The organism is Parasedimentitalea maritima (assembly GCF_005771405.1).
In the GTDB taxonomy this organism is placed as follows: domain Bacteria; phylum Pseudomonadota; class Alphaproteobacteria; order Rhodobacterales; family Rhodobacteraceae; genus Parasedimentitalea; species Parasedimentitalea maritima.
Map to the genome: position 1 here is coordinate 122,421 of NZ_VAUA01000005.1, position 25,469 is coordinate 147,889.

Sequence of the window (25,469 nt, forward strand, 5' to 3'; positions counted from 1 at the left end):
CTTCGACGCCTTCCTCAAAATCCAAGGAGACGCCAACATGGCGCTGGATAATGACACCCCGCTAAACTCGCTTGGCTTCGCCAAACCGCCTTCGCAAACCCGCGTTGTGGTGGCTATGTCAGGCGGCGTCGACAGCTCAGTTGTGGCTGCATACCTTGCAGATCAAGGCTATGACGTGGTTGGAGTAACCCTTCAGCTGTATGATCATGGCGCTGCCCTGGCAAAGAAAGGCGCTTGCTGTGCGGGCATTGATATCCACGATGCGCGCCGCGTGGCCGAAGAACGTGGCTTTCCGCATTACGTTCTAGATTATGAGAACATTTTTAAAGATGCAGTGATTGACGAGTTTGCTGATAGCTATTTGGCCGGCGCAACACCTGTGCCCTGCATTCGCTGCAATGAGCGGATCAAGTTCAAAGACCTGCTGCAAACCGCCAAAGATCTGGAAGCAGACTGCATGGCGACCGGTCACTATATTCAGCGCAAGATGGGTGCACAGGGTGCTGAACTCCATTCAGCGACTGATGCCAACCGCGACCAGAGCTATTTCCTCTTCCCAACCACCCCCGAGCAGCTCGATTTTCTGCGTTTCCCACTGGGACACCTCCCCAGTAAAGATGCGACCCGCAAAATGGCTGCACAGTATGGATTGGCAGTAGCTGACAAGCCCGACAGTCAGGACATCTGCTTTGTCCCAGATGGCGATTACGCTGGTCTGATCGAAAAACTGCGCCCTGGTGCCGCCGAAGCCGGTGAAATTGTGCATCATGACGGTCGCGTGCTAGGCACCCACACGGGGGTCATCCATTACACCATCGGTCAACGCCGAGGTCTTGGGATCGGCGGGTTGAGCGAACCTTTGTATGTGGTCAAACTGGACGTTGACAGCAAACAGGTTGTTGTTGGCCCCAAAGAGCTGCTGGCAACACGCAAGATTCCAGTGCGCGAGATCAACTGGCTCGGGGATGAACCTTTCACCAGTCGCAAAGAATGGCACCTGTCGGTCAAGGTGCGGTCCACCAGACCACCGCGCGATGCGATCATTCGACCTATCTCGGATACCGAGGCTGAGGTCGAATTGCTGACAGCCGAGGAAGGCGTGTCACCTGGTCAGGCCTGTGTGTTCTACGCCAACGAAGGCAGCCGTATTTTTGGCGGTGGCTGGATCTGGCGCGGATACTAAAAACAAGACCTGCCTACTTATAACTAGATCGGAAACAAACTTGCCCGGCGATACGTCCGGGCAAGTTTATCCCGCGCGAAAAAGTGCTCTGTAGATGTCAGACCAGATCTGTACCACTGTTGATCAAGACATAGGCACCAATCAGTATCATCACCACCGGCCCAAGTCTCTCAAGACGTACCGCCCATGGTCCTGAGAGCGCGGTTGCATCAGACAGCAAAACAGCCCCAGCACAGAGCACGGCCACAGCACTAGATGCCCCGGCCAATGCCCATAGACGATAACCCGGTGCGCTATCAGCCAGCAAAGGTGCCATCACCGCAAAGCTATCCAATGACAACGCGAGGAACAGCGCCGTCACCCCGAGAATCCCAGAACTGGTCGACAAGCGTGGTTGTGTATTGGTTTCTGAGTGCCGCCACTGATGCCACAACCCGTGAACTCCCAACAGAATTGGGACAGTTCCCAAATATCCGGTCCATTCAGGCGCGGCTTGATCAGTCCCAAAAGCCAGCACCATCGCTGCGCCTAACATAAGGCCCTGCGAGAGAGCATATCCAGTCAGAGGGCGCATGGCTCCCATTGTTACCAACAAAACCAATAGCACTGCCAGGTTGTCGAGGTTTGTCACAATTTGTGCCAGAGCGGCAGAGGCGGCAAAGGCAACTTCATCCCACATCAAGTTTACCCCAGACGTTCCAGTACCGCACGGGCAGCACGAAGCCCCGGAGATTCGCCATCCAGACCTAACTGTGACATTGTAAGCGCCATGGCCTGATGTTGTGTTTGTGGGTTTGAGGCCACTTGCGACAAAGCAGTCGAAATATTGTCTGCTGTGCACTCTGGCCCAAGACACTCAGGCACAACCCGGCTGCAAGTTACCAAATTGACCAAGGTCACAGTGTCGATCAAGGCCATGCGCTTCATTATCTGCCAGGTTAACCACTGAAATTTATAAGCAATTACCATTGGGGTATTCGCCGCCGCCAGTTCTAGCGACACAGTTCCCGACGCGGCCAGAGCCAGGTCAGCGGCTGCAAAGGCTGCACGTTTATGGGATTGCGCTGTCGCTGGCTCAAAATCACGAGGATCCAGAACCAGCGCATCGCCCGGCCATGACTGTAACTTGTCACGCACCAAATCGGCCACCGGTGCCGCAGCAGGAACAATGACACGCATGTTTGGGTGAGACTTGCAAAATGCCGCCAACGCCTCCCCAAACACGGGGGCCAAGCGCTCGACCTCAGAACGGCGAGATCCCGGTAACGCAAGCACAAATGGCGTATCCCCCATACCCATCTCAGCCCGGAATCGTGAAATCTCGTTAGGTGTCGCTTGCGGTTCTGCCACGACAGGGTGACCCACAAAGTCACATTCCATACCAGCCGCCTGCATAAATCGTGGCTCAAACGGAAGCAACGCCAAGACTTGGTCAATGACCCGAGCCATCCGTTTGGCTCGGCCAGGACGCCAAGCCCAGACAGATGGCGCCACATAGTGTACCGTTCGGATGGAGCTGGATTTTTTGACCAGCTTAGCCACCCGCAATGAAAAGTCAGGGGCATCAATGGTGATCAGGACGTCAGGCTTTGAGGCAATCACCGCTTCTGCCACTTCACGAATACGGCGTTTCAAATGCTGATACTTTGGCAAGACCTCTGCCAGCCCCATAACCGACAACTCATCCATCGGGAACTGAGAGACCAGTCCTTGGTCGGACATCATTTGGCCACCTACCCCGTCAAACGAGACCCCAGGCGATAGTTGCTTTAATCCCACCATCATAGCCCCTCCCAGCCGGTCGCCTGAAGGCTCACCAGCTAGAATAAAGACCCGCAGGCTCATGCCGGGCGCAACCACAGATACAGACCGTGGTGATTACATGCGTCTATGACATCGGCCTGCGACAACACAATCACGCCTCCGGCTTCGAGTACGATACCAGACAGCCCGGCACGGGCTGCCATCGTGACTGTGGCAGGACCAATGGTAGGAAGATCCGCGCGACGATCCTGCGTGGATTTTGGGGCCTTAAACAGAAGACCACCCTGTCCATCGGGACGTTTTTGCAAAGATTCAAGCATCCAATCGGTGCCAAAGGCATTTTCCACCGCAATCGCCTGCCGTGCTCTGACAGCGCAAGACTGACCAATGTCAGCCGCACTCATCGCCGCTACTATTTCAGCCCCACGCAGTGCATCCGCCTTGTCCAGCTCACCAGGCTGTACCCGAGTTGGCACCCCAGCCTCCATCAGCAATTCAGGAACGACATCCTGCGCAGATCGAACGGTAAACCCAGCCTGTTCAAATATTTTGATAACCGCCTTTAGCGCACCATCGTCACCAGCTCCAAGTGCGGCCTGTATCACAGGAACCAATGGCATTGTGGCAGCGTCAATTACGGATGGATCTATAGATGGGCGCCCAACAGCGCCGGCCATGCAAATTTCGGTAACACCCCGGACTGACAATTCTTCAAGGAAGCTGCCCAAATGCTCCAACCGAAAGCTGACTTCGGTACGAACTGACGTAGGTGGAAAACCTGCCATAGAACAAATTAACAGCTTATCAGCCAACCGCTGCGCAACCTCCCCCGGCAATGCGCCGGTTCCTGCAATCAATGCTAACATGTCTTAGCGCCCCGGCGTTAAAAACGAACGATCACTGTCACCAGTGATAAAAGCTACGATCTCTTGCACGTACTCACTATCGCTTTCTGCGCCCAGACGGCGAGCACGTTCCTGAAACGTGCCCTCTCCCTGTGCCAGCATCTGAAAGGCGGCGCGAAGAGCTGTGATATCTGAACGGGTTACACCGCGGCGTTTGAGACCCACTAGGTTCAACCCATCAAGATCACCGCGCGGGGCCTGAACCAAACCATATGGAATGACATCATTTGTCACCATCGTAACAGCACCGATTATTGCACCTTTGCCGATACGTACCCACTGATGAATGCCAGACAGCCCGCCAATAATAACATCGTCTTCCAACACACAATGCCCGGCCACAGCTGCAGAATTCACTACAATTACCCGATCACCAATTTGGGCGTCGTGAGCAATGTGACAACCAGCCATGAACAGGCCGTCGTCACCAATTTGAGTAACACCGCCACCGCCATCGGTGCCAGCGTTCACCGTCACATGTTCCCGAATACGGTTGCGCTTGCCAATTACTGTACGGCTTTGCTCGCCCTTAAACTTTAGATCCTGCGGCACCTCACCAAGCACTGCAAACGAGAACACTACGGAATCTTCGCCTACTTCAGTTTGACCAGCTATAACCACGTGGCTCTTCAAAACCACACGTTGCCCCAGAACCACCTCGGCGCCAATGACACAGAACGGGCCGATCTCGCAGCCTTCGCCAATGGTCGCACCTTCTTCGATTACCGCACTGGGATGGATCTGGCTCATGCTATTCAATCCTTTTGCAAATCAACCATGGCAGTGAATTCAGCCTCAGCAGCCGCTTCGCCATCCACAGTAGCTTTGCCAGAGAATTTCCAGATCTTACCGCCAGGTTTACCGCGCACCGTTTCGATGTTCATTTCAAGCACATCACCCGGCCCAACCTTGCGGCGGAATTTGCATTTGTCGATATTCATGAAGTAGATCAGCATATCGCTGTCCATCATATCAAAAGCCGTTCCGATCATGACGCCAGCTGTCTGCGCCATTGCTTCAACAATAGTGACCCCAGGCATGATCGGTGTTCCAGGAAAATGTCCCTGAAAATGCGGTTCATTCATCGTCACATTCTTAATACCACGGGCAGATTTATAGCCATCAATATCGACAACTTTATCGACCAGAAGAAACGGATACCGATGAGGCAGGATCCGTTGAATCATTTGGATGTCAGCGCTTTTCAACTCGGCGGTCATGACGGTGTTCCTGTTTTGGCATTGTGTTGGCGTTGTGACTAGCAAGACGGAACTGATTGGGCAAGCAGAGCCTATTGCTCAGGCACGTCACCAAAAACTGCCCCGTCACCTAGAACTGCGTCAATGTGAGAAATTGCGATATCGGTGATATCAGCAGCGTCTGCACTTAAGAAAACTGTTGAATGCTCGAGAATAGCCCCCGCACCAGTTTCCCGCATCAATTGTTGGAGGATGGGCAGAGAAACCGAAAAAAACTCACGCCGAGCGGCTTCACCAGCCAAGTTTATCTCACGCAGCTTATCTTCCTGCAGACGCCGAGTCTCTTGAACTTTCTTATCAAAGGAATCTGCCAAAGTACGAAAAACTGCTGGATCCATAGTCTGGCGGCGTTCAGTTAGCGTTTGCTCTTCAGTTCGCAGTTCCGCCTCAATTCGGCGATTTTCCGCAGTTAGTACAGCCCCGTCTGCTTCAATCTCTTGTGCAACACGCCGACCATACGCGCTCTCAGAAAACAATCTATCAGATTGGATCGTCAAGATAGAGCTCTGCGGAGCCCCCAACTGCGTAGTGTAATTCGGCGGAAATTGTAGAGGAGACTGCGCTCTTGTGTGCAAAGGAGTTAGTAACGCACCGCAGACCATTAGCACCGCGGCCAATGATCTGCGTGGACGATGAATGCCGTGACCCGGCATCGAATTAGAACCTCGCCTGAAGCGTCAGATCAAAGCTCTGCTCCTTATCAAAGCTTTCTTTCTTCAAGGCCTTGGAGAAGTTAAATCGCAATGGTCCGAAACCTGTGGTCCAAAGCAAGGAGAAACCAACGACCTGTCGGAACGACCCTCCTTCGCCGACAATGCTGCCGCCCGTGGTGTTTACATTGGATAAATCCCACAAATTCCCGACATCAAAGAACAATCCACCGCGCAGCCCAAGTTCTTCGGGTAGCCCAAGGGGGAATTCAGCATCAAACCGCGCTACAGCATAGTAGTTTCCGCCGAGGAAATCATCGTAATTTCCGGCTCCTGACGTAGCACGCGCTGATTGGTCTCGAGGTCCGATCCCTCCAGGTTCAAACCCACGCATAATACTTGGCGTCAAAATGAAACGATCAATTGATCGGCTATTATCGTTGCCGAGCCAGCTGAATGCGCCGGCTTCAAATGTCGCTCGAAGAGTGATTTCTTCATTGAAAACCAGTCTTTGAGCAACAATTTTGGTCGTAGACTTCAAGTACTCATTGTCGCCACCCAAACCTGCATAGTCAGCGCCAACTTGCACCAAAAAACCAGACGTGGTGTCTAGTCCAGTTAACCGACTGTCGTAAGTGTAAGTAAAACCAATTCCACTCGAGGCTAGCTCACCCTGGTTAATCTCCGTGAGCACAACCGGCCCCGCAAAGGGATCTCCACTTGTGTCATTGCCCCGGCTGATCATCTCATCACGATCCCAAGAGTAGCGCATTTGCAAAATGGTATTGTCACCAGTCTTGAACGACAAAGATGGGACGATAAACGCGCGTTTGGTGTCGTAATCTGAGAAGCTGGAATCGGTCTCCGAAACTCCCAAATCAAGATCGAATCTTAGATCTCGGCCTAAAAGGTGAGGTTCGGTAAAGCCAATAACGTACTCTTCAGATTCTTGAGCTGTAGAAATGTTGAAGGAAAACCGTTGACCACGACCTAAAAAGTTATTTTCTGTTAGGCCGATAGAGAGACCAAAACCGTCTTCAACAGAATAGGCCCCCCCCAAGCTCAACGACCCAGTTGGCTGTTCTTCTACGTCTACATCAACTACAACCTGACTAGGTGAACTGCCCTCGCGGACATCAACGGCAGCCGTAGCAAAGAAACCAAGCGCGCGAATACGCTCAGCACTTTCGCGAATCTCGCGTGGGTTGAATGGGTCGCCCTCAACGGTAGTGAACTGCTGTCGGATCACCCGATCAAGCGTTGTGGTGTTGCCTTCGATATCAATACGCTCGACAAAAACCCGCGGACCACGAGTCAGAACGAATTCAACGTCTAGTGTCAGGTCCCGATCATTGCGGGTAATACGTGGCTCAACCCGCAAAAAGTCAATGCCGTGACGAATGGCTAGTGTTTCTAACCGCGATATCGAATTCTCAACGACCAAAGGTGAATAAGTGGATCCAGGCTTCACCTTAAGGGCGTCAAAAAACACATCCGAGTCAGCTTCGCCAACTTCGCTGGACACCGAGATTTGGCCAAACTGGAATTGCTGACCTTCAGTGACGTCCACGACCAGGAAGAACGCGTCGCGCTCGCTAGTCACTTCAGCATTCGTACTATTAATACGAAAATCTACGTAGCCACGAGACAAATAGAAATCACGCAACACTTGCTTGTCGAATTCTATACGGTCTTCGATCAAGGTATCTGCACGGATGAACGTCCGCAGCAAACCAGCTTGCTTAGTTTCCAGGACACGGCGTAGTCTGCGGTCGGAGTAGACCCGGTTACCAACAAAGGAAACACGCTCTACCTCAGTTGTGTCACCTTCACGAATTTCGAAAACCAAGTCGACACGATTGTCGCTCCGGCGAATAATCCTTGGTGTCACACGCGATGCCAAACGCCCCTGCGCGCCATAAGCTTCAGCGATGCTTGCTGCATCACGTTCTGCTTGAGAAGGATTGAACACTCGCCGAGGAGATGATTCGATCAGCGCCACAAGCGCATCATCCTTAATCCTTCGATTTCCCTCAAAGCTGATTCGGCTAATAGTTGGAAACTCAGTCACTTTGATTATCAAAGTGCCGCCACGAGGGACAAGTTCGACAGTTTCAAAAACGCCACTATTGAGAATGTGCTGATAGGCATCATTTAACTGCCCTGCACTTACAGATTCGCCACGCTCAATCCCAGTATAGGCAATAATGGTTGAGGTCTGGATGCGCTGATTGCCCTCGACCTGAACAGTATTGAACCTATAGTTTTGAGCCTCAGCAAACGAAGGGGTTATGGCAAACCCCAAAGCAACAGCGAGTGAAATCGCTGATGCCTGCCGATACAACATATTGGTGCGTGGATTGCACTCAACGCAGGATTTACCTACGCGTTTCCCCCAGAGCATATCAAATAACCCGATTATTAAGCAGCTTTAAAACTGCGTATCGGGTTTACCGCCGCTTGTCAAAACCAAGAAAAGGCGGGCAGGCCAGAAGCTGCACGCAACTATTACGCGTTTGGCAGTGAAAGCTTAGAAGTTGCCCATCCAGGCACCTGCAATCAGAGCGAGAAAAATCAAACCGGTCGAAAGTGCACGGTCCCAATTCAAGCGCATCAATAGACCCAATCCACGATAAGAATGCTGAATTGTATGCATGATCAATCCTCTTGGAACAATTGTAGCTGCCCCACGCTGGAGCTATACCTTGATCAAACGTTAACAAGAGAATGTGGCTACAATGGGACAACTGCCTCGTTTAGAAGTGGTCCCATTATTTCGGTTCAGCAGAAAATATCATTGCCCAGTGCAAAAACCATCAATGTCAGAATTGCACCGAAGCCGAGCGTCATCAGAACTCTCATAGCTAAGTCGCTAGGCGGTTTTCCAACCACGGCTTCGTAAGCATAAAACACCAAGTGGCCTCCATCGAGTGCCGGGATTGGGAAGAGGTTCAGCAACCCTACCGCCGTGGACAGAACCGCGATAAACCAGATAAAACTTTTTGCTCCTTGACTGGCCATTGCACCAGACGTCTCAGCGATTCCCAGTGGACCCGACAGGTTGCAGGTGTCGATTGCGCCGGTGATCATGTGTTTCAAGCCAGAGAGTGAGGTTTCCACAACCATCCAAACCTGTGCCGAACCAGCAGTCAAAGCATCCAGAGGCGCAACAGATTTGGTGGCCGGGCTAAATGCCAAACCACCGGAAATGCCAATTCGCCATTTGGTAGCAAAACTGCCATCACGTTGTGGCTCATCGATCCGACGCGGCGCTAGGGCCAGTTCAATAGTCTGGCCTGTGCGCCAAACCTGTAACAACAGAACACGTCCCTCTGCATTTTCAACAATCACTTTGAGTTGGTCAAAGGCAACGATAGGTTCTCCATCCACTGCAGTGATAATATCGCCAGGTACCAATTCTATGTCAGCAGCCGCACTTCGCGGCGCAACCGAATGCACATATGGAGGCGCTAAGTTTGGTCCGCTGACCGTCACTTCCACCCCATCACGTCTCACCCCATAGTCTAAAGGCTGTTCGGACGGAATTTGATTACGAAATGCTGCCCAACTGGTCCCATCCTCAAGGCTCGGCACTTCTAAACCAGCGATCGAAACGACCTCGTCGCCTTCTTGCAGTTCATTCACCAATCCGGGTATCGGCAACAATTCCCCAACGGTTAAAGTATCCCGTGGCGTGCCCTGCGCCATAAAAATCCCTGCAAAAATCAGCGTCGACAGCACAAAATTAAAAATAGGCCCCGCGGCAACAGTTGCAGAGCGCGCCCACAACGGTGCTCCATGCATGGTGCGACGTAGCAAAGCTTCATCCTCTTCAGCGTCAGCCATAGCCTCCTCATCCTTACCGGAGGCGGCATTGGCATCACCCAGAAATTTCACAAAACCACCAAAGGGCAACAGCGCGACTTGCCAACGTGTACCGTGCCGATCTACCCGGCTCCACAACACCGGTCCAAAACCAAGCGAAAACACTTCGGCATGAATGCCCGACCAGCGGCCAACGATGTAGTGACCGTACTCGTGCACAGCAACAATAACTGACAGGGCCACCACAAAGCTGGTGAGCGTGTACAAGAAGCCGCCAAACTGCGGAATGAGCGAAACTACGTCCAAAATATTACCCTGTTTGTTTTGTCATGACCATGTCGGCCCTTTGACGTGCCAGATGGTCGATGCGCAACACGTTATCAAGTGTCATTGCGTCATCAATGAGGCCAGACTGGTCTTCAAAATGGTCGAGCACATGCTCTACAATACTTGCCATCTCCAAAAAACCAATTTTGCCGGCAATGAAGTGGTCAAGCGCCCGCTCCTTGGCGCCGTTGAACACTGCCCCCATCATACCGCCGCGTGACATCACACGATATGCCAAACCTAGTGCTGGAAACCGAGCGGGGTCCGGAGTGGCGAAATTCAACTGACCAATCCGGGCCAAATCCAGCCGTTCAACGGGCAAGTCGCGTCGATCAGGCCAGTATAACGCATAACCGATAGCATGGCGCATATCAGGTGCGCCCAAATGCGCCATTATCGCCCCATCACAGAACCCAACCAGCGCATGAACCATGGATTCAGGATGAATCAATACTTCAATTTGCTCCGGGGAGACACCAAAGTACTCTCGGGTTTCAATGACTTCCATCGCCTTGTTGAACATCGAAGCACTATCAATCGTAATCCTTTGCCCCATTTCCCAATTCGGGTGGTGCAAGGCCTGTTCAAGTGTCGCGTCGGCCAATTTTTCCAACGGCCAATCCCGAAAGGCTCCGCCAGAGGCGGTAATGATAATCCGCTCTACCGCGCTCATATCCTCCCCAACTAGCCCTTGAAAAATAGCTGAATGTTCACTGTCAACAGGTAAGATACGTGCGTTGTGTTCGCGAGCGGTGTCCAACAGCAATGCCCCAGCGCAGACCAATGATTCCTTATTGGCCAAAGCCAGAGCTGTACCTTGCCTCAACGCCGCCAGCCCCGGCGCCAACCCTGCAGCACCAACAATGGCGGACATTATCCAATCAGCCGGTCTCTCTGCGGCCTCAATCAAAGCCTGCTGTCCCGCAGCAACCTCGACATTGGTTCCTGCCAGTGCCGTGCGCAATTCCTCAAGACGGTTGGGATAGGCGGTAACGGCCAAATCAGCATTCAGTGAAATGGCATCTTCTGCCAGTCTAGCAATATTTGCTCCACCGGTTAGTGCTACAACGTCGTAGGCACCTGAATCCCGCCGGATCAAGTCGATGGTATTTTGACCAATCGACCCGGTTGCGCCAAGTATAGATATTTTACGCATTACAGTGTCCCGCTAGGCAGGCCCCAAAAAGTAAGAAAGATCAGAACCATAACAGATGCTCCAAGCATTCCGTCAAATCGGTCAAACAGCCCACCGTGGCCTGGTATGAGAGCACTGGAGTCTTTGACTCTCATTTTACGCTTCAACGCGCTTTCGGCAACATCCCCAGCTTGGCTGGCCATCGATACAAGAACCGATAGAACGACAAGACCTAGGCCAACCCCTTGGGCTTGCCCAAACCAAATCCCAACCAAAGCTGCAGCAAGCCAGCCTGCTGACGTACCGGACCAGGTTTTCTTAGGACTGACCCTTGGCCAAAATTTGGGGCCGCCAAAAATTTTTCCCGCGAAGTACCCAGCTACATCAGTCACGACCACAACGCCAATCAGCCACAGCATCCACTGCATACCAAAAACGTTTCGCAACCAGACAAAGCCAAATCCGGCGATCAAAATCCACAAGGAAAAGCTGAAATAGTATAAGCGGCGTTGAGACAACTGTGACAGCCCAACAAGCGCCGGGGCCACCAATAAAGGCATCCACATCTGGGGCCACAAAGCTGCTGCGAGTGTCGCAACGGCTCCCAACAGGCCTAGTTGCAGCGCAACGGCCCGCTGATCCGGGCCCAACATGCGCACCAGTTCCCAGATCAGTCCCCCACAACACAGAGCAATCAAAACATCAAACACCAAACCACCAGCTACAACCGCAATTCCACCCAGAAAAAGCATTACAACGGCTGAGATTAAGCGGGGGGCCAAGTCGGCCCAGCGACCTTTGGTGCTCATGTGTTTACTGCTCCAAAACGCCGTTCACGGCGACCATAGCGATCACACAGTCTTGCCAATTCAGTCGCAGTGAAATCGGGCCACAGTGTATCGATGAATTCGTATTCTGCATAGGCTGACTGCCATAGAAGAAAGTTTGATATCCGAGCTTCGCCGCTGGTACGGATCACCAGATCAGGATCCGGCAGAACATGGGTATCCAGATATCGTGGCAGAGTTTCTTCATCGATATCTTCGGGATTAAGCGTTCCTTCGGCGACGTCCCGTGCCAGTCGCTTGGTGGCCCTCGCAACCTCGTCTCGCCCACCATAATTCAGTGCAATAGTCAGATGGGTTCCGACATTAGCTGAGGTTTCCAGCTCAAGTTGGTCCATCAACTTGACTAATTTAGCGTCCAACCGCAAGCGATCGCCGATGAAACGTACACGCACATTGCGGGTCGCCAGGGCTTTCATCTCTTTGGAGATATACCGTCTGAACAAGCTCATCAGTCCGGCCACTTCAACCTGCGTTCGCTTCCAGTTTTCTGTGGAAAATGCAAATATCGTCAGGTATTCAACGCCCAAACTCGGGCAGGCTTCGACCACTTCACGCACGCGTTTCGCGCCAGCATGGTGGCCGAACAACCTAGGACGACCACGCGCCTGAGCCCAGCGGCCGTTACCGTCCATAATAATTGCAATGTGACGGGGACCAGTCCTCCCTAGAGACGGAGAACTGCTGCCTTCAGCCATGGTATCAGGGTCTTTTGGCATTGTGTCGCGTTAGACCTGCATGATTTCTTCTTGCTTCGTCTCGAGGCTGACATCCACGACCTTGATCATCTTGTCAGTCATTTCCTGTACCTCTGACTCCCAGAATTTTTGGTCATCTTCAGACATACCGTCAGACTTGGCCTTTTTGATTTGATCCATGCCATCACGTCGAATGTTACGGATCGAAACTCTTCCGTGTTCAGCGTATTGACCTGCAACTTTGGTCAACTCACGGCGACGTTCTTCGTTCAGTTCAGGAATCGGCAGCATGATAATTGTGCCGTTCAGCTGGGGGTTGATGCCAAGACCGCTTTCACGGATTGCTTTTTCAACTTTACCAACAAGACCCTTATCCCAAACGTTGATGGTAACCATTCGCGGTTCGGGTACGTTGACGGTTCCAACCTGGTTGATTGGTGTCTTAGTTCCATAGGCGTCAACCATGATCGGTTCGAGCATCGAACCAGAAGCCCGGCCAGTACGTAGGCTGGCAAATTCTGTCTTCAAGTTGGCCATTGCACCATCCATACGGCGCTGCAGGTCATCTGTGTCGAGAATGAAATCGTCAGACATGCTGCTCTCTCCCCATCTTTTAAGTGATGTTTTCTAGGCTCATAAGCCATTGGCCAAGTGTTGTATAGCAATCATGGCGTGGAATTAGAACAACGCCAAATGAAATCAGCGTTTCTAAAGCCAATGTCCAATATTTGGTTGGAAAAATAATTTCTGCAAAACGACGGGTCGGGAGACCCAGTCCCCCAACCACCCCTTCTTAAGACATGCTTATCCCTGAACTCGCGTGTAGGTCCCCTGCCCCGCCAGAATTCCACGGAACCCACCGGGCTCATCCAAGCTAAATACGATTAGCGGCAGATTGTTATCTCGCGCCAGCGCAATCGCTGAGGCATCCATTACGCGCAGACGCTTGGCCAGAACATCGTCATAGCTGACAGTGTCATAACGCACCGCGTCGGCATGTTCTTTGGGGTCTTTGTCGTAAACGCCATCGACACCGTTTTTACCCATAAAGATTGCTTGGCATGACATTTCGTTTGCACGCAGCGTTGCCGCTGTATCTGTGGTAAAGTAGGGGTTGCCCGTTCCCGCTGCAAAAATGCAAACCCGCTTTTTCTCAAGGTGGCGCACGGCGCGACGACGTATGTAGGGCTCACAAACCTGATCCATTGGGATGGCTGAAATAACCCGGGTAAAAACCTCTAATTCTTCAAGCGCACTTTGCATTGCAAGTGCATTCATCACAGTGGCCAGCATACCCATGTAATCTGCGGTGGTCCGTTCCATTCCTTGAGCAGACCCAGATAGCCCGCGGAAAATATTACCTCCACCGATAACCATACAGATTTCGACGCCCATATCGTGGACCGATTTCACCTCTTCGGCGATGCGCTGTACGGTCGGCGGGTGCAACCCAAACCCCTGATCCCCCATCAGCGCTTCGCCGGAAATCTTCAGCATCACGCGTTTATAGGTTGCAGCGGGTTGGCCGCTCGACTGATCGGTGGAAAGGGGCATGTTGCGCTCCGGAATGTGACGGGGTTAATCTGCCGCGCAAAATGACTCAAAACGACGCCATGTTCAATGCGATGCAACGCAGTATAAGCGCAAATTCGTGACGTTTCTTTAGCAGGCCAGGACAAACACCATGACGTTGCCCCATATTTCACCTGATCAACCCGTTCTGATTGCTGGCCCCACAGCATCGGGGAAGTCAGCTTTGGCACTTGAAATTGCGCAGCGTCAAGGTGGTGTAATCATCAACGCCGATGCCAGTCAGGTCTATGATTGCTGGCAAGTGATAACCGCACGCCCGTCAATGGCAGAAGAAGCCGAGGCCAACCATGCGTTATATGGCCATATGCCGTATGATGCCTCCTATTCTACTGGCCACTGGTTGCGGGACGTTGCGCCGTTGCTGAAAGGACCGCACAGGCCAATCATCATCGGCGGAACGGGTCTATACTTTACTGCGTTGACGGTTGGACTGGTTGAAATCCCGCCAACGCCATCTGAAGTCCGAGCAGAGGGCGATCAGATGGCACTGGATGAGATGTTGGCAGCCTTAGACTCTAAGACGCAGGCGCGAATCGACGTTAAAAACCGCGCGCGTGTTCAACGGGCTTGGGAAGTTTTTCAAACCACCGGAAAATCTCTTTCCGATTGGCAAGATGAGACTCCACCACCGATGCTGCCGCTGAACAGCTGCGTTCCTCTGGTATTTGATGTCGAAAAGGACTGGCTGGAAACACGCATCCGAAAGCGGTTTGATCTAATGCTGGATCAGGGTGCGCTGGATGAAGCCAGGGCAATGATGGACCGTTACGATCCAGTTCTACCTTCATGCCGAGCTATAGGCGTGCCTGAACTGATGGGGTACTTGAAAGGTCAATTGACGCTGGATCAGGCGCGCGAGCAAGCCTCGGTCGCAACGCGTCAGTTTGCCAAACGACAGCGCACTTGGTTTCGTTCCAAAATGCGGGACTGGACCCCATATTCGCCCAGCATTTAGCTTCAAATCTAGGCGCACCTTGTCAGAATCAATTATTCATGTGCATTTTTCTGAACCATTGAAAATGTGAAATTCGCTCTAAATGCCCTATGATCCTAGTCCAATTGATGAAATTGAAGTTATGCCATTGTCGGGACTGTATTCGAGCGGTCCTTGGCAAACCGAGCTTGCACATGATCGGGACAGGCATCTTTTAGTCTGGATAACTCGGGGCCAAGGCAGGGTCTTATTGAATGGGGCTCGCCGAGGATTTAGTTCCCACAATGCTCTGTTTATCCCCGCCGGGAACCTGTTTGCGTTAGACGTTGGACGAGGAACCCTAGGGCAAGTCATGTTGGTTCCAGCGTCAAACGCAATTTCGTTACCACACCAGGCGCAACACCTTCGCATCAGTGACCCAACTGAACAGGCCAGCCTGACATCTCTGCTTGAGGTTATGCGACGTGAACAAAGCAAAAATGAAGCCCTTTGGCATCGTGCAATGCAAGCCTACGGCGAATTGGTCGGAATACTGTTGCAACGCCAAACATCGCGCATCACGCCCCAACCCGCTCGACGTAGCGCTGCAAAGCGACTTTCACTGGCTTACTGTTCACGTATTTCTCAGTTTCATCGAGAGAATATTAGCATGGCGGATCACGCAACGGCTCTGGGAGTGACGGCAACCCACCTCACCAGAGTTGTCAAAGCAGAAACCGGCACAACGGCAGCAAGCCTACTGACAGAACGCCAGCTTTATGCCGCTCACCGTTTGTTGATCGAAAGCGATATGCCAATACAAAACGTTGCCGCTCAGCTGAATTTTCGCAGTGCTGCATATTTTACGCGGTTCATTACCTTGCATACAAAACGAACCCCAAGCGCCCTTCGTAAGCAATCCCGCTCCTGATTCTCCACACATAGCGAAAACTCCGTTGTCGCGCTGTTGAGCGCAAAAGTAATGGACACATCTGACTAGAGCCTGTCTTGCAAATGCTATAAACGACAGCAAAATGTCGCAATTATCTACCAAACCGTCGAAACAGTGCATTGACCTACGGCCATATCTGAGGCGGAATAAGCAAATGGGGAAACCAAATCTATATACCGCACCTTATTTGGCCTGACTGGCTCCTAGAAAAGGTGCCGGTTACATTTCAATTAATCCCATTGGTGCGACAGGGAGAGTTTTCATGACAATAGACACAATCAATGGTGCACCTGCACATTGGGCGGCAAATATGCACGCCCAGGAAGTATTTGACGGCAAATTGGACCGCCGGGAATTCTTGACCCGCGCCACGGCTTTAGGTGTGACATCTGCTGCTGCCTACGGAATGATTGGCCTGCAGGCGCCAGCACAAGCAATGAGCCACGCGAAAGCAGGTGGCACGTTACGCGTACAGATGAGTGTACGCGAACTCAAAGACCCACGTGTTTATGCATGGTCCGAAATGGGCAACCAGACACGCGGCACACTGGAATATCTGGTCGAATACAACTCAGACGGTACATTCCGTGGTATGTTGCTGGAAAGCTGGGAAATCAACGAAGACGCCACCGTCTACACCCTGAATGTTCGTCAGGGCGTGAAGTGGAATAATGGCGATGATTTCACTGCCGAAGACGTTGCCCGCAACATTGAAGGCTGGTGTGATAAAGGCCTTGAAGGCAATTCCATGACTGGTCGTTTTGCAACTATCGTTGATGAAGCAAGCGGCAAGGCTATTGCTGGTTCGATTGAAGTGGTGGACAGCCATACAGTGCGCTTGAACCTTCCCAGTTCAGACATCTCATTGATTGCCGGCATGTCGGACTATCCAGCCGCCGTAACGCACTCTAGCTTCCAGTCTAACGATTTCACTGCGAATGTAGGCACCGGCCCCTATATGTTGGACGAACTTGAAGTCGGTATCAAAGCCACTTTGGTGAAGAATGAGAACCACACCTGGTGGGGTGACGAAGTCTATGGCGCTGCAGCGCTGGACCGCATTGAATACATCGATTTTGGCACTGACCCTGCGTCATGGATGGCCGCAATAGAATCCGACGAAGTTGACATGCTGCATGAAACTGTTGGTGAGTTTATCGATGTCCTCGACGGATTGGAGTATCCAAAATCTGAAGTGGTAACGATGGGTACAATTGTTATCCGACCCAATCAGCTGGCTGAGTTCGATGGCAAAAAAGTCTATGCCGACAAGCGTGTGCGAAAGGCGCTGCAGATGGCTGTTGATAACGCTGTTTGCCTTGAACTTGGCTATAGCTCACGTGGCCAGGTGGCAGAGAACCATCACGTTGGTGCGATCCATCCCGAGTATGCCCAACTCCCCAAACAAGAGGTGGATGCCGCAGGTGCGCGGGCTATAATGGAAGAAGCCGGAATGATGGATTTCGAGCATGAAATCATTTCCATCGATGACGATTGGCGTAAGAACACCACTGATGCGGTAGCGGCTCAATTGCGCGATGCTGGTTTCAAGGTGAAGCGGACAGTCTTGCCCGGCTCAACCTTCTGGAACGACTGGGTCAAATACCCCTACAGTTCAACCAACTGGAACCACCGTCCACTGGGTGTCCAAATCCACGCACTTGCCTATCGTACCGGTGAAGCTTGGAACGAATTTGGCTGGTCAAATGCAGAGTTCGACGCCTTGCTAACCGAAGCGTTATCCTTGGCAGATGCTGACAAACGGCGCGACGTGATGGCCAAAATGGAAGCTCTGATTCAGGACGAAGCTGTTACGGTTCAACCTTACTGGCGCGCCCTGTATCGCCACACACGTGCCGGTGTAGTTGGAGCGGACATGCACGTTTCATTTGAGCACCATCACTACAAGTGGGGCTGGTCGGCTTAAGCCAAGCGTACTTCGAAGCAATATGAAGTCGCCCCGAAAAAGGGGCGACTTTTCCCGGCACCCGCCAAAAACAGCAAGACCTGCACCAGACAGGTCCAGGCGCTGCCTGAGCAACAGGGGACCCTATGGGACTGTTCATCCTTCGCAGACTAAGTGTGATGATTTTCACCGCACTGTGCCTGACGTTTATCGTTTTCTTTCTGACCAACCTTGACGCTAACCTCGAGAAACTGGCCAAGACGCAGGGCAACATGCGTATGTCCGACGCTGAGGTTACGAGCTGGTTGGACAAAAATGGCTACTCCCAACCTACAGCGCTTAAATATGGTCAATGGCTTGGCGTATTTCCGGGTTGGACTCGCACTGTAGAAAACGAGGTAACGGGTCGTTGCATATCTGGACCGGTTAGCCCCGAAGACGCAGCAATGGCACCAACATTTTGCGGCATTATTCAAGGGGATTGGGGGTATTCCACGGTATTCAGAGATGAAGTCTCTACTATCGTTGGTAAGCGCTTGTCATTGACCGGGCGGCTGATGTTTTGGGTTCTGGTTCTAATGGTACCTTCGGCGCTGTTAATCGGAGTTCTTGCCGGAATGCGTGAAGGCACCCTTACCGACAGATCTTTGTCAACGGTCTCAATCCTGACCACAGCAACACCTGAATATGTTTCTGGCGTGATATTCATCGCCATTTTCACCTCTTCTGCTGTGGGCCTGAAATGGTTCAAGGGTACCGCGACCTCGGCGATGGATAACCCAACATTCGAAAACTTCTTTTTGCCGGTGCTTACCATCGCCTTGTATGGCATGGGCTATATTGCCCGTATGACCCGCGCCAGCATGACCGAAGTCATGACAGCGCAGTATATCCGCACCGCTCGACTAAAAGGCGTCAGTTTTTACAACATCGTCGTGAAACACGCGCTGCGTAACGCCTTAATCGCGCCTTTTACCGTCATCATGCTCCAGTTCCCCTGGCTCTTGAATGGCGTGGTTATCGTAGAGACTTTGTTCAATTACAAAGGCTTTGGTTGGGTATTGGTACAGGCCGCAGGCAACAACGACATCGAACTACTGCTAGCGGTTTCCGTGGTTTCCGTTGTTGTCGTCTTATTGACACAGCTGATTTCAGACATCGGCTATGTTTACCTCAACCCACGCATTCGTATCTCATAAGGGAGGAAGAAAATGGACCCTCTCAGCACAGTTGAGATTATCATCCGCATTCTGGCACAGCTTTCACCAGTCTGGATTTCACTAATTTTCCTATACGCGCTGTCTATCGCGTTCAAACGGCGACTGGGATTATACGGTAAACTGTTTGACAGCCCGATCGGCATGATCGGCTTTGCTCTGGTCATGTTCTGGGTGTTTGCTGGTATTTTTGGTGCTATGGACATGATCGTCACCCATGACGAACTGTCACAAGTGTCGGGCATGAAGAACAAGATCCCGGGAACCCCACTCCGCAGTCCCGAAGAGGGAGAATACCAATGGTATTTGCTTGGCGGTGACAATCTGGCGCGTGATGTATTCTCGCGACTGATCAAAGGCGCTTGGGAAGTTATCAAGATCGCTCCAATGGCAGCCGTGTTTGCCTTTATGGTTGGCATTACACTGGGCCTCCCAGCCGGATACTACGGCGGAAAATTGGACACGTTCTTATCGTTCCTGGCAAACTTGATCCTGGCCTTCCCTGTGATCTTGTTGTTCTACCTTCTGGTGACTCCAGAGATCGTTAAGTCCGGCGTTCCGAACTATATGGCGATGGTACTGTTTGTGTTCCCTATCATTTTCCTGGCAGTGCTGTTGAACTCTCGGTTTCACACTCGGCCAAGCCTGCGAACACCATTGCTGATTGGGGTTCTTGGATTGGCCATCTGGCTCTATCTGCAGTTGGTGTCAAACGGAGGCTACCTAATCCGCACTGCGGACTACAGCATCTATGGCCTGCCGCGAGTGCTCGACTTTTTTGATATCGACCCAGGTCTGTTAGTGGTGTTTGTCTCGGTTGTTTTTGTAAACTCACCAACGGTCTTTCGTATCGTACGCGGGCTGACCATGGACATCAAAACACGCGACTATGTGGCCGCGGCCCAAACCCGTGGTGAAGGGCCTTGGTACATCATGTTATGGGAGATCCTGCCCAATGCCCGCGGGCCACTGATCGTCGATTTCTGCCTGCGCATTGGGTATACAACCATCCTTCTTGGTACGTTGGGATTCTTTGGGCTGGGGCTGGCACCGGAAAGTCCGGATTGGGGCAGCACCATTAACGATGGTCGAAAACTGCTGTCGATCTATCTGCACCCTGCCCTGCCGCCAGCACTGGCATTGTTGAGCCTGGTCCTTGGCCTGAACCTGTTGGCTGATGGCCTGCGTGAAGAAAGCCTGAAGGACTGATGTCTGGGTCCGCGGCCCCAGACCCCCAAACTATTTTGGCCTGATGAGGGGATGCATTATTCCCAGACATCGGCAGGGAGAAGACTAATGAACAAAATGGCAGACTATGACGGCCCCATTCTGGAGATCGACAAACTTTCGATTTCATTCTTTACCCGACTGCGTGAAATTCCTGCGGTAATGGACTTTTCAGTATCCGTAATGCCAGGCGAAGCAGTGGGGTTGGTGGGGGAATCCGGCTGCGGCAAGTCAACTGTGGCGCTGGGCGTAATGCAGGATCTTGGCAAGAATGGTCGGGTCGTAGGCGGCTCGATTAAATTCAAAGGTCAAGACTTGGCCGAAATGAGCCCTGACGAGCTGCGTGACATCCGTGGCAACGAAATCGCAATGATCTATCAAGAACCAATGGCATCGCTAAACCCGGCTATGAAAATCGGCAAACAGCTGATGGAAGTGCCCATGATTCATGAAGGCGTAAGTAGTAGCATCGCTTACGCACGGGCACTGGAAGTTGTGACAGATGTGCGCTTGCCTGACCCGGAGCGGATGCTCAATTCATTTCCACATCAACTGTCCGGCGGCCAACAACAGCGCATTGTGATCGCCATGGCGCTTATGTCCAAGCCTTCACTGCTTATTCTTGATGAACCAACCACTGCTCTGGATGTGACTGTTGAAGCAGCCGTGGTTGAACTGGTTCGCGATCTGGGTAAAAAGTATGGCACTTCGATGCTGTTCATCAGTCACAACCTTGGCCTGATCCTGGAAACCTGTGACCGGCTTTGCGTAATGTACTCTGGCGAGGCTGTTGAACGAGGGTCGATTGAAGAGGTGTTCGATGAGATGCAGCACCCGTATACCCAAGCGCTGTTCCGTTCCATTCCACTTCCAGGCGCTGACAAAAATGCTCATCCTCTTGTTGCAATACCGGGCAATTTTCCCTTGCCTCACGAACGACCAAATGGATGCAACTTTGGCCCCCGTTGCGATTACTTCGAAGAAGGCCGTTGTGATGCGCAGGAAATTCAGATGCGGGAAGTCCCTGGAAATGTACGTCACCAAAGCCGCTGTGTGAAGTTTCAGGAAATCGACTGGTCAGCCCCAGTTTCTGTCCCGGAGAAAAAGGAAAAAGCCGAGATTGGTAAAGTCGTTCTAAAAATCGACAACCTGAAAAAATACTACGAAGTCTCAGCCAACGCCCTGTTCAGTGGGGGTGATAAGAAAGTCGTAAAAGCGAACGAAACCTTGAGTTTCGAAGCACGAGAATCCGAAACACTCGCCATTGTCGGAGAAAGTGGTTGCGGCAAATCCACCTTCGCCAAGGTGCTTATGGGTTTGGAAACGGCCACAGAGGGCGAAATTCTGCTGGATGGCAACAACATCGAACAAACCCCAATTGATCAGCGCAATACTGGCACCGTGTCGGATATTCAAATGGTGTTCCAGAACCCTTTTGACACTTTGAACCCATCCATGAGCGTTGGGCGGCAAATTGTCCGTGCGCTGGAAATTTTTGGCATTGGAGAATCTGATGCGTCACGCAAGCAACGTATGCTTGAGCTGCTGGATCTCGTAAAACTGCCGCGTGCCTTTGCCGACAGGATGCCTCGACAACTTTCTGGCGGCCAAAAGCAACGGGTTGGCATTGCCCGCGCCTTTGCTGGTGGAGCACGAATTGTGGTTGCGGACGAGCCAGTCTCTGCTCTGGATGTATCAGTACAGGCTGCCGTCACAGATCTTCTGATGGAAATCCAGCGCAATGAGAAAACCACATTGCTGTTCATCAGCCATGACTTGTCGATCGTGCGCTACTTGTCTGACCGCGTTATGGTCATGTATCTCGGACATGTTGTTGAGATTGGTGATACTGACCAAGTGTTTTCGCCGCCCTATCATCCCTATACCGAAGCGCTACTATCAGCAGTGCCAATTGCTGACACATCAGTTGAGAAACGACACATTGTATTGGAAGGCGATATTCCATCTGCAATGAGCCCACCGTCAGGTTGCCCATTTCAAACCCGGTGTCGTTGGAAGAGTGAGGTTCCAAACGAACTGTGTGATCAAGATGTGCCACCAGTACGGCAACTGACCAATGGGCATCAAATCAAATGCCATCTGGCCGAAGAAACACTGGCCCGAATGGAACCAGTGATCAAAATTGCAGCGGAGTAGTCAGCGCAAGAGGCAGGGTATGGTTGATCAGCTGGAAGCAGCTGCTTCATCTATTGTCTGCCAATGCGAAAGCCATTCCTCTCCTCCCAGAGCCGTCAACAGTGGTTGCAGCTGATCTTCGTAGGTCTTCCACTTGCCAAGGCCCTTGGAGTTTATACCTTTGCGGATTTGCAGGGACGATGCAGTACGGACAACAGCCTCGCCCCGTTCAGGGTGCATACAGGCATCCTGCCAAGGAAGCCCCGTATGTTCGAGCATTCTGCGAATTTGCTCTTCGGGGTTTTCAACGAGTGCACGGAAGGATTGCATGCGCATGGCCCCAGCAAGTTTCGCGCTATAATCATCAGCCGATCGGTACACTTCATGTGTCATTTGGGCGATCCAAGACAACTTTTGGGAAAATGCATTTCCATCCTGAAAGTTGGTAATGAAGTTAGACAATCCTACGTCCAATGGATGACGAACCATGAAAATGAACTTGGCATCCGGCAGCAACATCTGAGCAACCCCAATATCAAGGCAGTTGAGAGGCATCTTGTCGACGATCACCCCGTGCTCATTTGGTAATCCCTTAAGCGCGACCCGATGGAAGTATTCTCTTAGAATGGAAATTTCTTCGTCAGTCCGACTTTTCAACCACTGCCACCTGTTTTGACCGGGGGTCAGCCGCTTACCAATTGCAGTCACAGTTTGCGACAGTGCAAAACTTTCCCCAATTGAACCGACATCCGCGTGGCTGCTGAGAATGTTCTCAACTAAGGTAGTTCCAGAACGTGGGAGACCACAGACAAAAATCATCCGAGGTTCACCCTCAGTGGCAGGCTTTCCATTGCTAGGTTGAAAATCCGTAATTTGCGCGTCTATTTGGTTATTCAGGTCCTCCAAAGGAAACTCGCCAGTCTTGGCCGATTTGGAGCGTGCAAAATGACGAAATGCTGCGCGATGGCGACCATTTTTGGCTTCAATCTGCCCAAGTGTACTGGATACTAACGCCTGCCCCCGTTGGGTAAGTTTGCCTGCCTTGTCCAGTTTACGAAGCCTGGAAACCTGTTTGGACTCCCGCTTAAACGGTTCCAAGTGATTTAGCTTAAAAATGGCCAAAACGTTGTTGGGATCAACTTTGATTGCCTGCTTGTAGTTGGCAATTGCCCCATCGATGTCGCCGGTAAACTGACACATTTCCGCCAGTTTACCCCAATAAATTGATTTTTTCGGCCAATTTTCGGTAATAAACTGAAGCAAAGCCAGTGCTGTCGCGGCATCCCCAAGTTCGAAATAACAAATCGCAGCGCGGTTCAGGGTATCGACGCATTTGGCGTCAATTTGCAACATCTTTAGCAACATAGGAAGTGCAAGAGGGAACTCACGTTCCGCGATTAGTTCGTCTATTTTTGCAAAGCGCTCCATTCCGCTGGGTGCGATCTCAGAAACGTTAGGAAGCTGAATGTTCTGCATGATTGACATAGGATATCCAAACCGACGTTGACGGTTCGAACGAACCAGTGACAACGGCCAATTTAGATAGTTAAGGTGAATTGTTGGTAAACTGTAATCTCTTGGCGCAGTCCGCCCCCAAGACACAAAATGCCGCGTCATTCAGAGCATAGACAGCGTTCCTGGAACTATAAAATACGGTTTCAGCTGCACAATAAGCACCACACTCCAATTAGGGTTCAGATCGTCGATCAGTCAATGTCTCCAAAAAAGCGACCAAGGCGTCTATTCTTTTGTCATCCAAAGCCGGCCCGTGGGTCAGCTCTTTCATCGACAGACTATGAGGAATCTCTGGCATGGCAAACGGCTGGCCAGTTTCCGGGTTAACTTGACGTGACGCGGAAAGAGAGTTGTAGCGATTGTAGAACAACACAACGGTGCGTAGATCCTGAAACACGCCGTTATGCATGTAAGGCCCCGTCACAGCAACATTACGAAGGGTTGGGGTCTTGAACTTGCCCTGATGTGCAAGCTCTGACACCAACGGGTTATTGCCCAAACCCCGATCGATAGTCCCAGGCTCAACACCATTGGTAGCACGCCCAACAGTATTCTCCGGCACGCCTATATTGTGATACTCGTAGTTGCTGAATGTTTCAGCCGGGTCGATTGGGCTGCTCTTCAATTGATGACACAAATTACAGTTCGTGAACTGCTGTGAAAAGAATAGCAACCGACCTAGCTCTTCTTGATTGGTCAGCTCCACCTCCCCTCGCAGAAAACGGTCGTACTTACTGTCGAACGGGGAAAACACATCACTTCGCTCAAAACTGGCGATAGCCTGGGTCATAGCGTCAAATGCAACATCTGTTTGCTCAAAGACCTCCGCTCCAAACAGTGACTGGAAGGCCTCCACATAGTCGGGATTTTCAGCCAAACGACCAACCACAGAGCACTTGTCAGGCATCCCCATTTCAATTGGGTTGAGAGGTGGCCCGCTGGCTTGTTCTTCCAATCCATCTGCACGGCCGTCCCAGAACATGCCCCCAGCCCAGTTTCCCTCGGCGGTTTGATGGAAACCTGGAACAAATGCAGCATAGGCTGCACTGGGTGCATTCCGGTCACCCAAAGAAATCCCATCATCGCCGAGCGAGTAGGCCCCATTGGCGCTGCGTCTGGGATCCGCAAATCCATTTTCAGGATCATGACAGCTAGCGCAGGACTGGGTTCGATTTAGTGATAGGTTCTCATCAAAAAACAACGCCTGACCTAGTTCGGTCAAAGTGTTCATCGGCTCGGCCAAAGCGCCACTGCAAAGCTGTGTACTCAGGCCAAAAACGAGGGGGAATATCTTCATTTTTAGTTTGTGTCCTTGGGGGCTACATCCCATTGCCGTGAACACATATGATAGACATTGATCTAGCGCAATTCCCGATTAAATTCCTCAGGTAAATTCACCTATACATACACCCCAACGTC

23 protein-coding genes are annotated in these 25,469 nt (G+C 51.7%); 7 read left to right on the forward strand and 16 right to left on the reverse strand.

Annotated elements, in window-relative coordinates:
- Nucleotides 1-37: 37 nt before the first annotated feature.
- Nucleotides 38-1,183, forward strand: a complete 1,146-nt coding sequence (gene mnmA / locus FEE96_RS11160) for a tRNA 2-thiouridine(34) synthase MnmA (protein WP_138163130.1) — start codon at nt 38-40, stop codon at nt 1,181-1,183.
- A 97-nt stretch (nt 1,184-1,280) separates the two neighbouring features.
- Here mnmA and FEE96_RS11165 read toward each other — a convergent pair whose 3' ends face one another.
- From FEE96_RS11165 to pyrH, 14 genes are all read right to left on the reverse strand, one after another.
- Nucleotides 1,281-1,862: a hypothetical protein gene (locus FEE96_RS11165; protein ID WP_138163131.1), complete on the reverse strand. Its 582-nt coding sequence runs from the start codon at nt 1,860-1,862 to the stop codon at nt 1,281-1,283.
- A gap of 5 nt (nt 1,863-1,867) precedes the next feature.
- Nucleotides 1,868-3,028 (reverse strand): lipid-A-disaccharide synthase, encoded by a 1,161-nt coding sequence (gene lpxB / locus FEE96_RS11170; RefSeq protein WP_138163132.1) that lies wholly within the window; start codon nt 3,026-3,028, stop codon nt 1,868-1,870.
- Complete coding sequence (locus FEE96_RS11175; protein ID WP_138163133.1) at nt 3,025-3,813, reverse strand: LpxI family protein; 789 nt, start codon at nt 3,811-3,813, stop codon at nt 3,025-3,027. Before FEE96_RS11175 ends, lpxB begins: the two co-directional genes overlap by 4 nt.
- Nucleotides 3,814-3,816: 3 nt before the next feature.
- Complete coding sequence (gene lpxA / locus FEE96_RS11180; protein WP_138163134.1) at nt 3,817-4,602, reverse strand: acyl-ACP--UDP-N-acetylglucosamine O-acyltransferase; 786 nt, start codon at nt 4,600-4,602, stop codon at nt 3,817-3,819.
- A gap of 5 nt (nt 4,603-4,607) precedes the next feature.
- The gene (gene fabZ, locus FEE96_RS11185) at nt 4,608-5,072 is read right to left on the reverse strand and encodes a 3-hydroxyacyl-ACP dehydratase FabZ (RefSeq protein WP_138163135.1); all 465 of its coding nucleotides are present in this window, start codon (nt 5,070-5,072) and stop codon (nt 4,608-4,610) included.
- A gap of 71 nt (nt 5,073-5,143) precedes the next feature.
- Nucleotides 5,144-5,713, reverse strand: coding sequence for an OmpH/Skp family outer membrane protein (locus FEE96_RS11190; RefSeq protein WP_425467313.1), 570 nt, complete (start codon nt 5,711-5,713; stop codon nt 5,144-5,146).
- A gap of 55 nt (nt 5,714-5,768) precedes the next feature.
- Complete coding sequence (bamA, locus tag FEE96_RS11195) at nt 5,769-8,165, reverse strand: outer membrane protein assembly factor BamA (RefSeq protein ID WP_138163137.1); 2,397 nt, start codon at nt 8,163-8,165, stop codon at nt 5,769-5,771.
- A 126-nt stretch (nt 8,166-8,291) separates the two neighbouring features.
- Nucleotides 8,292-8,417, reverse strand: coding sequence for a hypothetical protein (locus FEE96_RS23980; protein WP_280817695.1), 126 nt, complete (start codon nt 8,415-8,417; stop codon nt 8,292-8,294).
- Nucleotides 8,418-8,542: 125 nt separating this feature from the next.
- Entirely contained in the window at nt 8,543-9,892 is a 1,350-nt protein-coding gene (gene rseP, locus FEE96_RS11200; protein WP_138163138.1) for an RIP metalloprotease RseP, read from the reverse strand.
- Between the two features lie 4 nt (nt 9,893-9,896).
- Nucleotides 9,897-11,069 carry a 1-deoxy-D-xylulose-5-phosphate reductoisomerase gene (dxr, locus tag FEE96_RS11205; RefSeq protein ID WP_138163139.1) on the reverse strand — a complete coding sequence of 391 codons (1,173 nt, stop codon included), beginning with the start codon at nt 11,067-11,069 and terminating at the stop codon, nt 9,897-9,899.
- Complete coding sequence (locus FEE96_RS11210; RefSeq protein WP_138163140.1) at nt 11,069-11,857, reverse strand: phosphatidate cytidylyltransferase; 789 nt, start codon at nt 11,855-11,857, stop codon at nt 11,069-11,071. Before FEE96_RS11210 ends, dxr begins: the two co-directional genes overlap by 1 nt.
- The gene (locus tag FEE96_RS11215) at nt 11,854-12,612 is read right to left on the reverse strand and encodes an undecaprenyl pyrophosphate synthase (RefSeq protein WP_138163141.1); all 759 of its coding nucleotides are present in this window, start codon (nt 12,610-12,612) and stop codon (nt 11,854-11,856) included. Before FEE96_RS11215 ends, FEE96_RS11210 begins: the two co-directional genes overlap by 4 nt.
- 9 nt (nt 12,613-12,621) lie before the next feature.
- On the reverse strand, nt 12,622-13,185 hold the full coding sequence (gene frr / locus FEE96_RS11220) for a ribosome recycling factor (RefSeq protein WP_138163142.1): 564 nt from the start codon (nt 13,183-13,185) through the stop codon (nt 12,622-12,624).
- 210 nt (nt 13,186-13,395) lie between these two features.
- A complete protein-coding gene (gene pyrH / locus FEE96_RS11225; protein ID WP_138163143.1) occupies nt 13,396-14,145 on the reverse strand; it encodes a UMP kinase in 750 nt (249 codons plus the stop codon).
- A gap of 130 nt (nt 14,146-14,275) precedes the next feature.
- Between pyrH and miaA the strand changes: the two genes are divergently transcribed.
- The 6 genes from miaA (at nt 14,276) to FEE96_RS11255 (ending at nt 22,556) form a co-directional block, all read left to right on the forward strand.
- The gene (miaA, locus tag FEE96_RS11230; RefSeq protein WP_138163144.1) at nt 14,276-15,139 is read left to right on the forward strand and encodes a tRNA (adenosine(37)-N6)-dimethylallyltransferase MiaA; all 864 of its coding nucleotides are present in this window, start codon (nt 14,276-14,278) and stop codon (nt 15,137-15,139) included.
- Nucleotides 15,140-15,470: 331 nt separating this feature from the next.
- Nucleotides 15,471-16,028 carry an AraC family transcriptional regulator gene (locus FEE96_RS11235; RefSeq protein WP_342770967.1) on the forward strand — a complete coding sequence of 186 codons (558 nt, stop codon included), beginning with the start codon at nt 15,471-15,473 and terminating at the stop codon, nt 16,026-16,028.
- Between the two features lie 283 nt (nt 16,029-16,311).
- On the forward strand, nt 16,312-17,976 hold the full coding sequence (locus FEE96_RS11240) for an ABC transporter substrate-binding protein (RefSeq protein ID WP_138163146.1): 1,665 nt from the start codon (nt 16,312-16,314) through the stop codon (nt 17,974-17,976).
- 125 nt (nt 17,977-18,101) lie between these two features.
- Nucleotides 18,102-19,154 carry an ABC transporter permease gene (locus FEE96_RS11245; protein WP_138163147.1) on the forward strand — a complete coding sequence of 351 codons (1,053 nt, stop codon included), beginning with the start codon at nt 18,102-18,104 and terminating at the stop codon, nt 19,152-19,154.
- 12 nt (nt 19,155-19,166) lie between these two features.
- On the forward strand, nt 19,167-20,381 hold the full coding sequence (locus tag FEE96_RS11250; RefSeq protein ID WP_138163148.1) for an ABC transporter permease: 1,215 nt from the start codon (nt 19,167-19,169) through the stop codon (nt 20,379-20,381).
- Nucleotides 20,382-20,468: 87 nt separating this feature from the next.
- Complete coding sequence (locus tag FEE96_RS11255) at nt 20,469-22,556, forward strand: dipeptide ABC transporter ATP-binding protein (protein WP_138163149.1); 2,088 nt, start codon at nt 20,469-20,471, stop codon at nt 22,554-22,556.
- 27 nt (nt 22,557-22,583) lie between these two features.
- Here FEE96_RS11255 and FEE96_RS11260 read toward each other — a convergent pair whose 3' ends face one another.
- Nucleotides 22,584-24,020, reverse strand: coding sequence for a tetratricopeptide repeat-containing sulfotransferase family protein (locus FEE96_RS11260; RefSeq protein WP_171021678.1), 1,437 nt, complete (start codon nt 24,018-24,020; stop codon nt 22,584-22,586).
- 202 nt (nt 24,021-24,222) lie between these two features.
- The gene (locus FEE96_RS11265; protein ID WP_138163151.1) at nt 24,223-25,347 is read right to left on the reverse strand and encodes a cytochrome-c peroxidase; all 1,125 of its coding nucleotides are present in this window, start codon (nt 25,345-25,347) and stop codon (nt 24,223-24,225) included.
- Nucleotides 25,348-25,469: the final 122 nt, after the last annotated feature.

What these genes read in the sequence shown, in the direction of transcription:
- mnmA (WP_138163130.1), top strand. Translation starts at nt 38, where the DNA reads ATGGCGCTGGATAATGACACCCCGCTAAACTCGCTTGGCTTCGCCAAA.
- FEE96_RS11165 (WP_138163131.1), bottom strand. Translation starts at nt 1,862, where the DNA reads ATGTGGGATGAAGTTGCCTTTGCCGCCTCTGCCGCTCTGGCACAAATT.
- lpxB (WP_138163132.1), bottom strand. Translation starts at nt 3,028, where the DNA reads ATGAGCCTGCGGGTCTTTATTCTAGCTGGTGAGCCTTCAGGCGACCGG.
- FEE96_RS11175 (WP_138163133.1), bottom strand. Translation starts at nt 3,813, where the DNA reads ATGTTAGCATTGATTGCAGGAACCGGCGCATTGCCGGGGGAGGTTGCG.
- lpxA (WP_138163134.1), bottom strand. Translation starts at nt 4,602, where the DNA reads ATGAGCCAGATCCATCCCAGTGCGGTAATCGAAGAAGGTGCGACCATT.
- fabZ (WP_138163135.1), bottom strand. Translation starts at nt 5,072, where the DNA reads ATGACCGCCGAGTTGAAAAGCGCTGACATCCAAATGATTCAACGGATC.
- FEE96_RS11190 (WP_425467313.1), bottom strand. Translation starts at nt 5,713, where the DNA reads ATGGTCTGCGGTGCGTTACTAACTCCTTTGCACACAAGAGCGCAGTCT.
- bamA (WP_138163137.1), bottom strand. Translation starts at nt 8,165, where the DNA reads ATGCTCTGGGGGAAACGCGTAGGTAAATCCTGCGTTGAGTGCAATCCA.
- FEE96_RS23980 (WP_280817695.1), bottom strand. Translation starts at nt 8,417, where the DNA reads ATGCATACAATTCAGCATTCTTATCGTGGATTGGGTCTATTGATGCGC.
- dxr (WP_138163139.1), bottom strand. Translation starts at nt 11,069, where the DNA reads ATGCGTAAAATATCTATACTTGGCGCAACCGGGTCGATTGGTCAAAAT.
- FEE96_RS11210 (WP_138163140.1), bottom strand. Translation starts at nt 11,857, where the DNA reads ATGAGCACCAAAGGTCGCTGGGCCGACTTGGCCCCCCGCTTAATCTCA.
- FEE96_RS11215 (WP_138163141.1), bottom strand. Translation starts at nt 12,612, where the DNA reads ATGCCAAAAGACCCTGATACCATGGCTGAAGGCAGCAGTTCTCCGTCT.
- frr (WP_138163142.1), bottom strand. Translation starts at nt 13,185, where the DNA reads ATGTCTGACGATTTCATTCTCGACACAGATGACCTGCAGCGCCGTATG.
- pyrH (WP_138163143.1), bottom strand. Translation starts at nt 14,145, where the DNA reads ATGCCCCTTTCCACCGATCAGTCGAGCGGCCAACCCGCTGCAACCTAT.
- miaA (WP_138163144.1), top strand. Translation starts at nt 14,276, where the DNA reads ATGACGTTGCCCCATATTTCACCTGATCAACCCGTTCTGATTGCTGGC.
- FEE96_RS11235 (WP_342770967.1), top strand. Translation starts at nt 15,471, where the DNA reads ATGTTGGTTCCAGCGTCAAACGCAATTTCGTTACCACACCAGGCGCAA.
- FEE96_RS11240 (WP_138163146.1), top strand. Translation starts at nt 16,312, where the DNA reads ATGACAATAGACACAATCAATGGTGCACCTGCACATTGGGCGGCAAAT.
- FEE96_RS11245 (WP_138163147.1), top strand. Translation starts at nt 18,102, where the DNA reads ATGGGACTGTTCATCCTTCGCAGACTAAGTGTGATGATTTTCACCGCA.
- FEE96_RS11250 (WP_138163148.1), top strand. Translation starts at nt 19,167, where the DNA reads ATGGACCCTCTCAGCACAGTTGAGATTATCATCCGCATTCTGGCACAG.
- FEE96_RS11255 (WP_138163149.1), top strand. Translation starts at nt 20,469, where the DNA reads ATGAACAAAATGGCAGACTATGACGGCCCCATTCTGGAGATCGACAAA.
- FEE96_RS11260 (WP_171021678.1), bottom strand. Translation starts at nt 24,020, where the DNA reads ATGTCAATCATGCAGAACATTCAGCTTCCTAACGTTTCTGAGATCGCA.
- FEE96_RS11265 (WP_138163151.1), bottom strand. Translation starts at nt 25,347, where the DNA reads ATGAAGATATTCCCCCTCGTTTTTGGCCTGAGTACACAGCTTTGCAGT.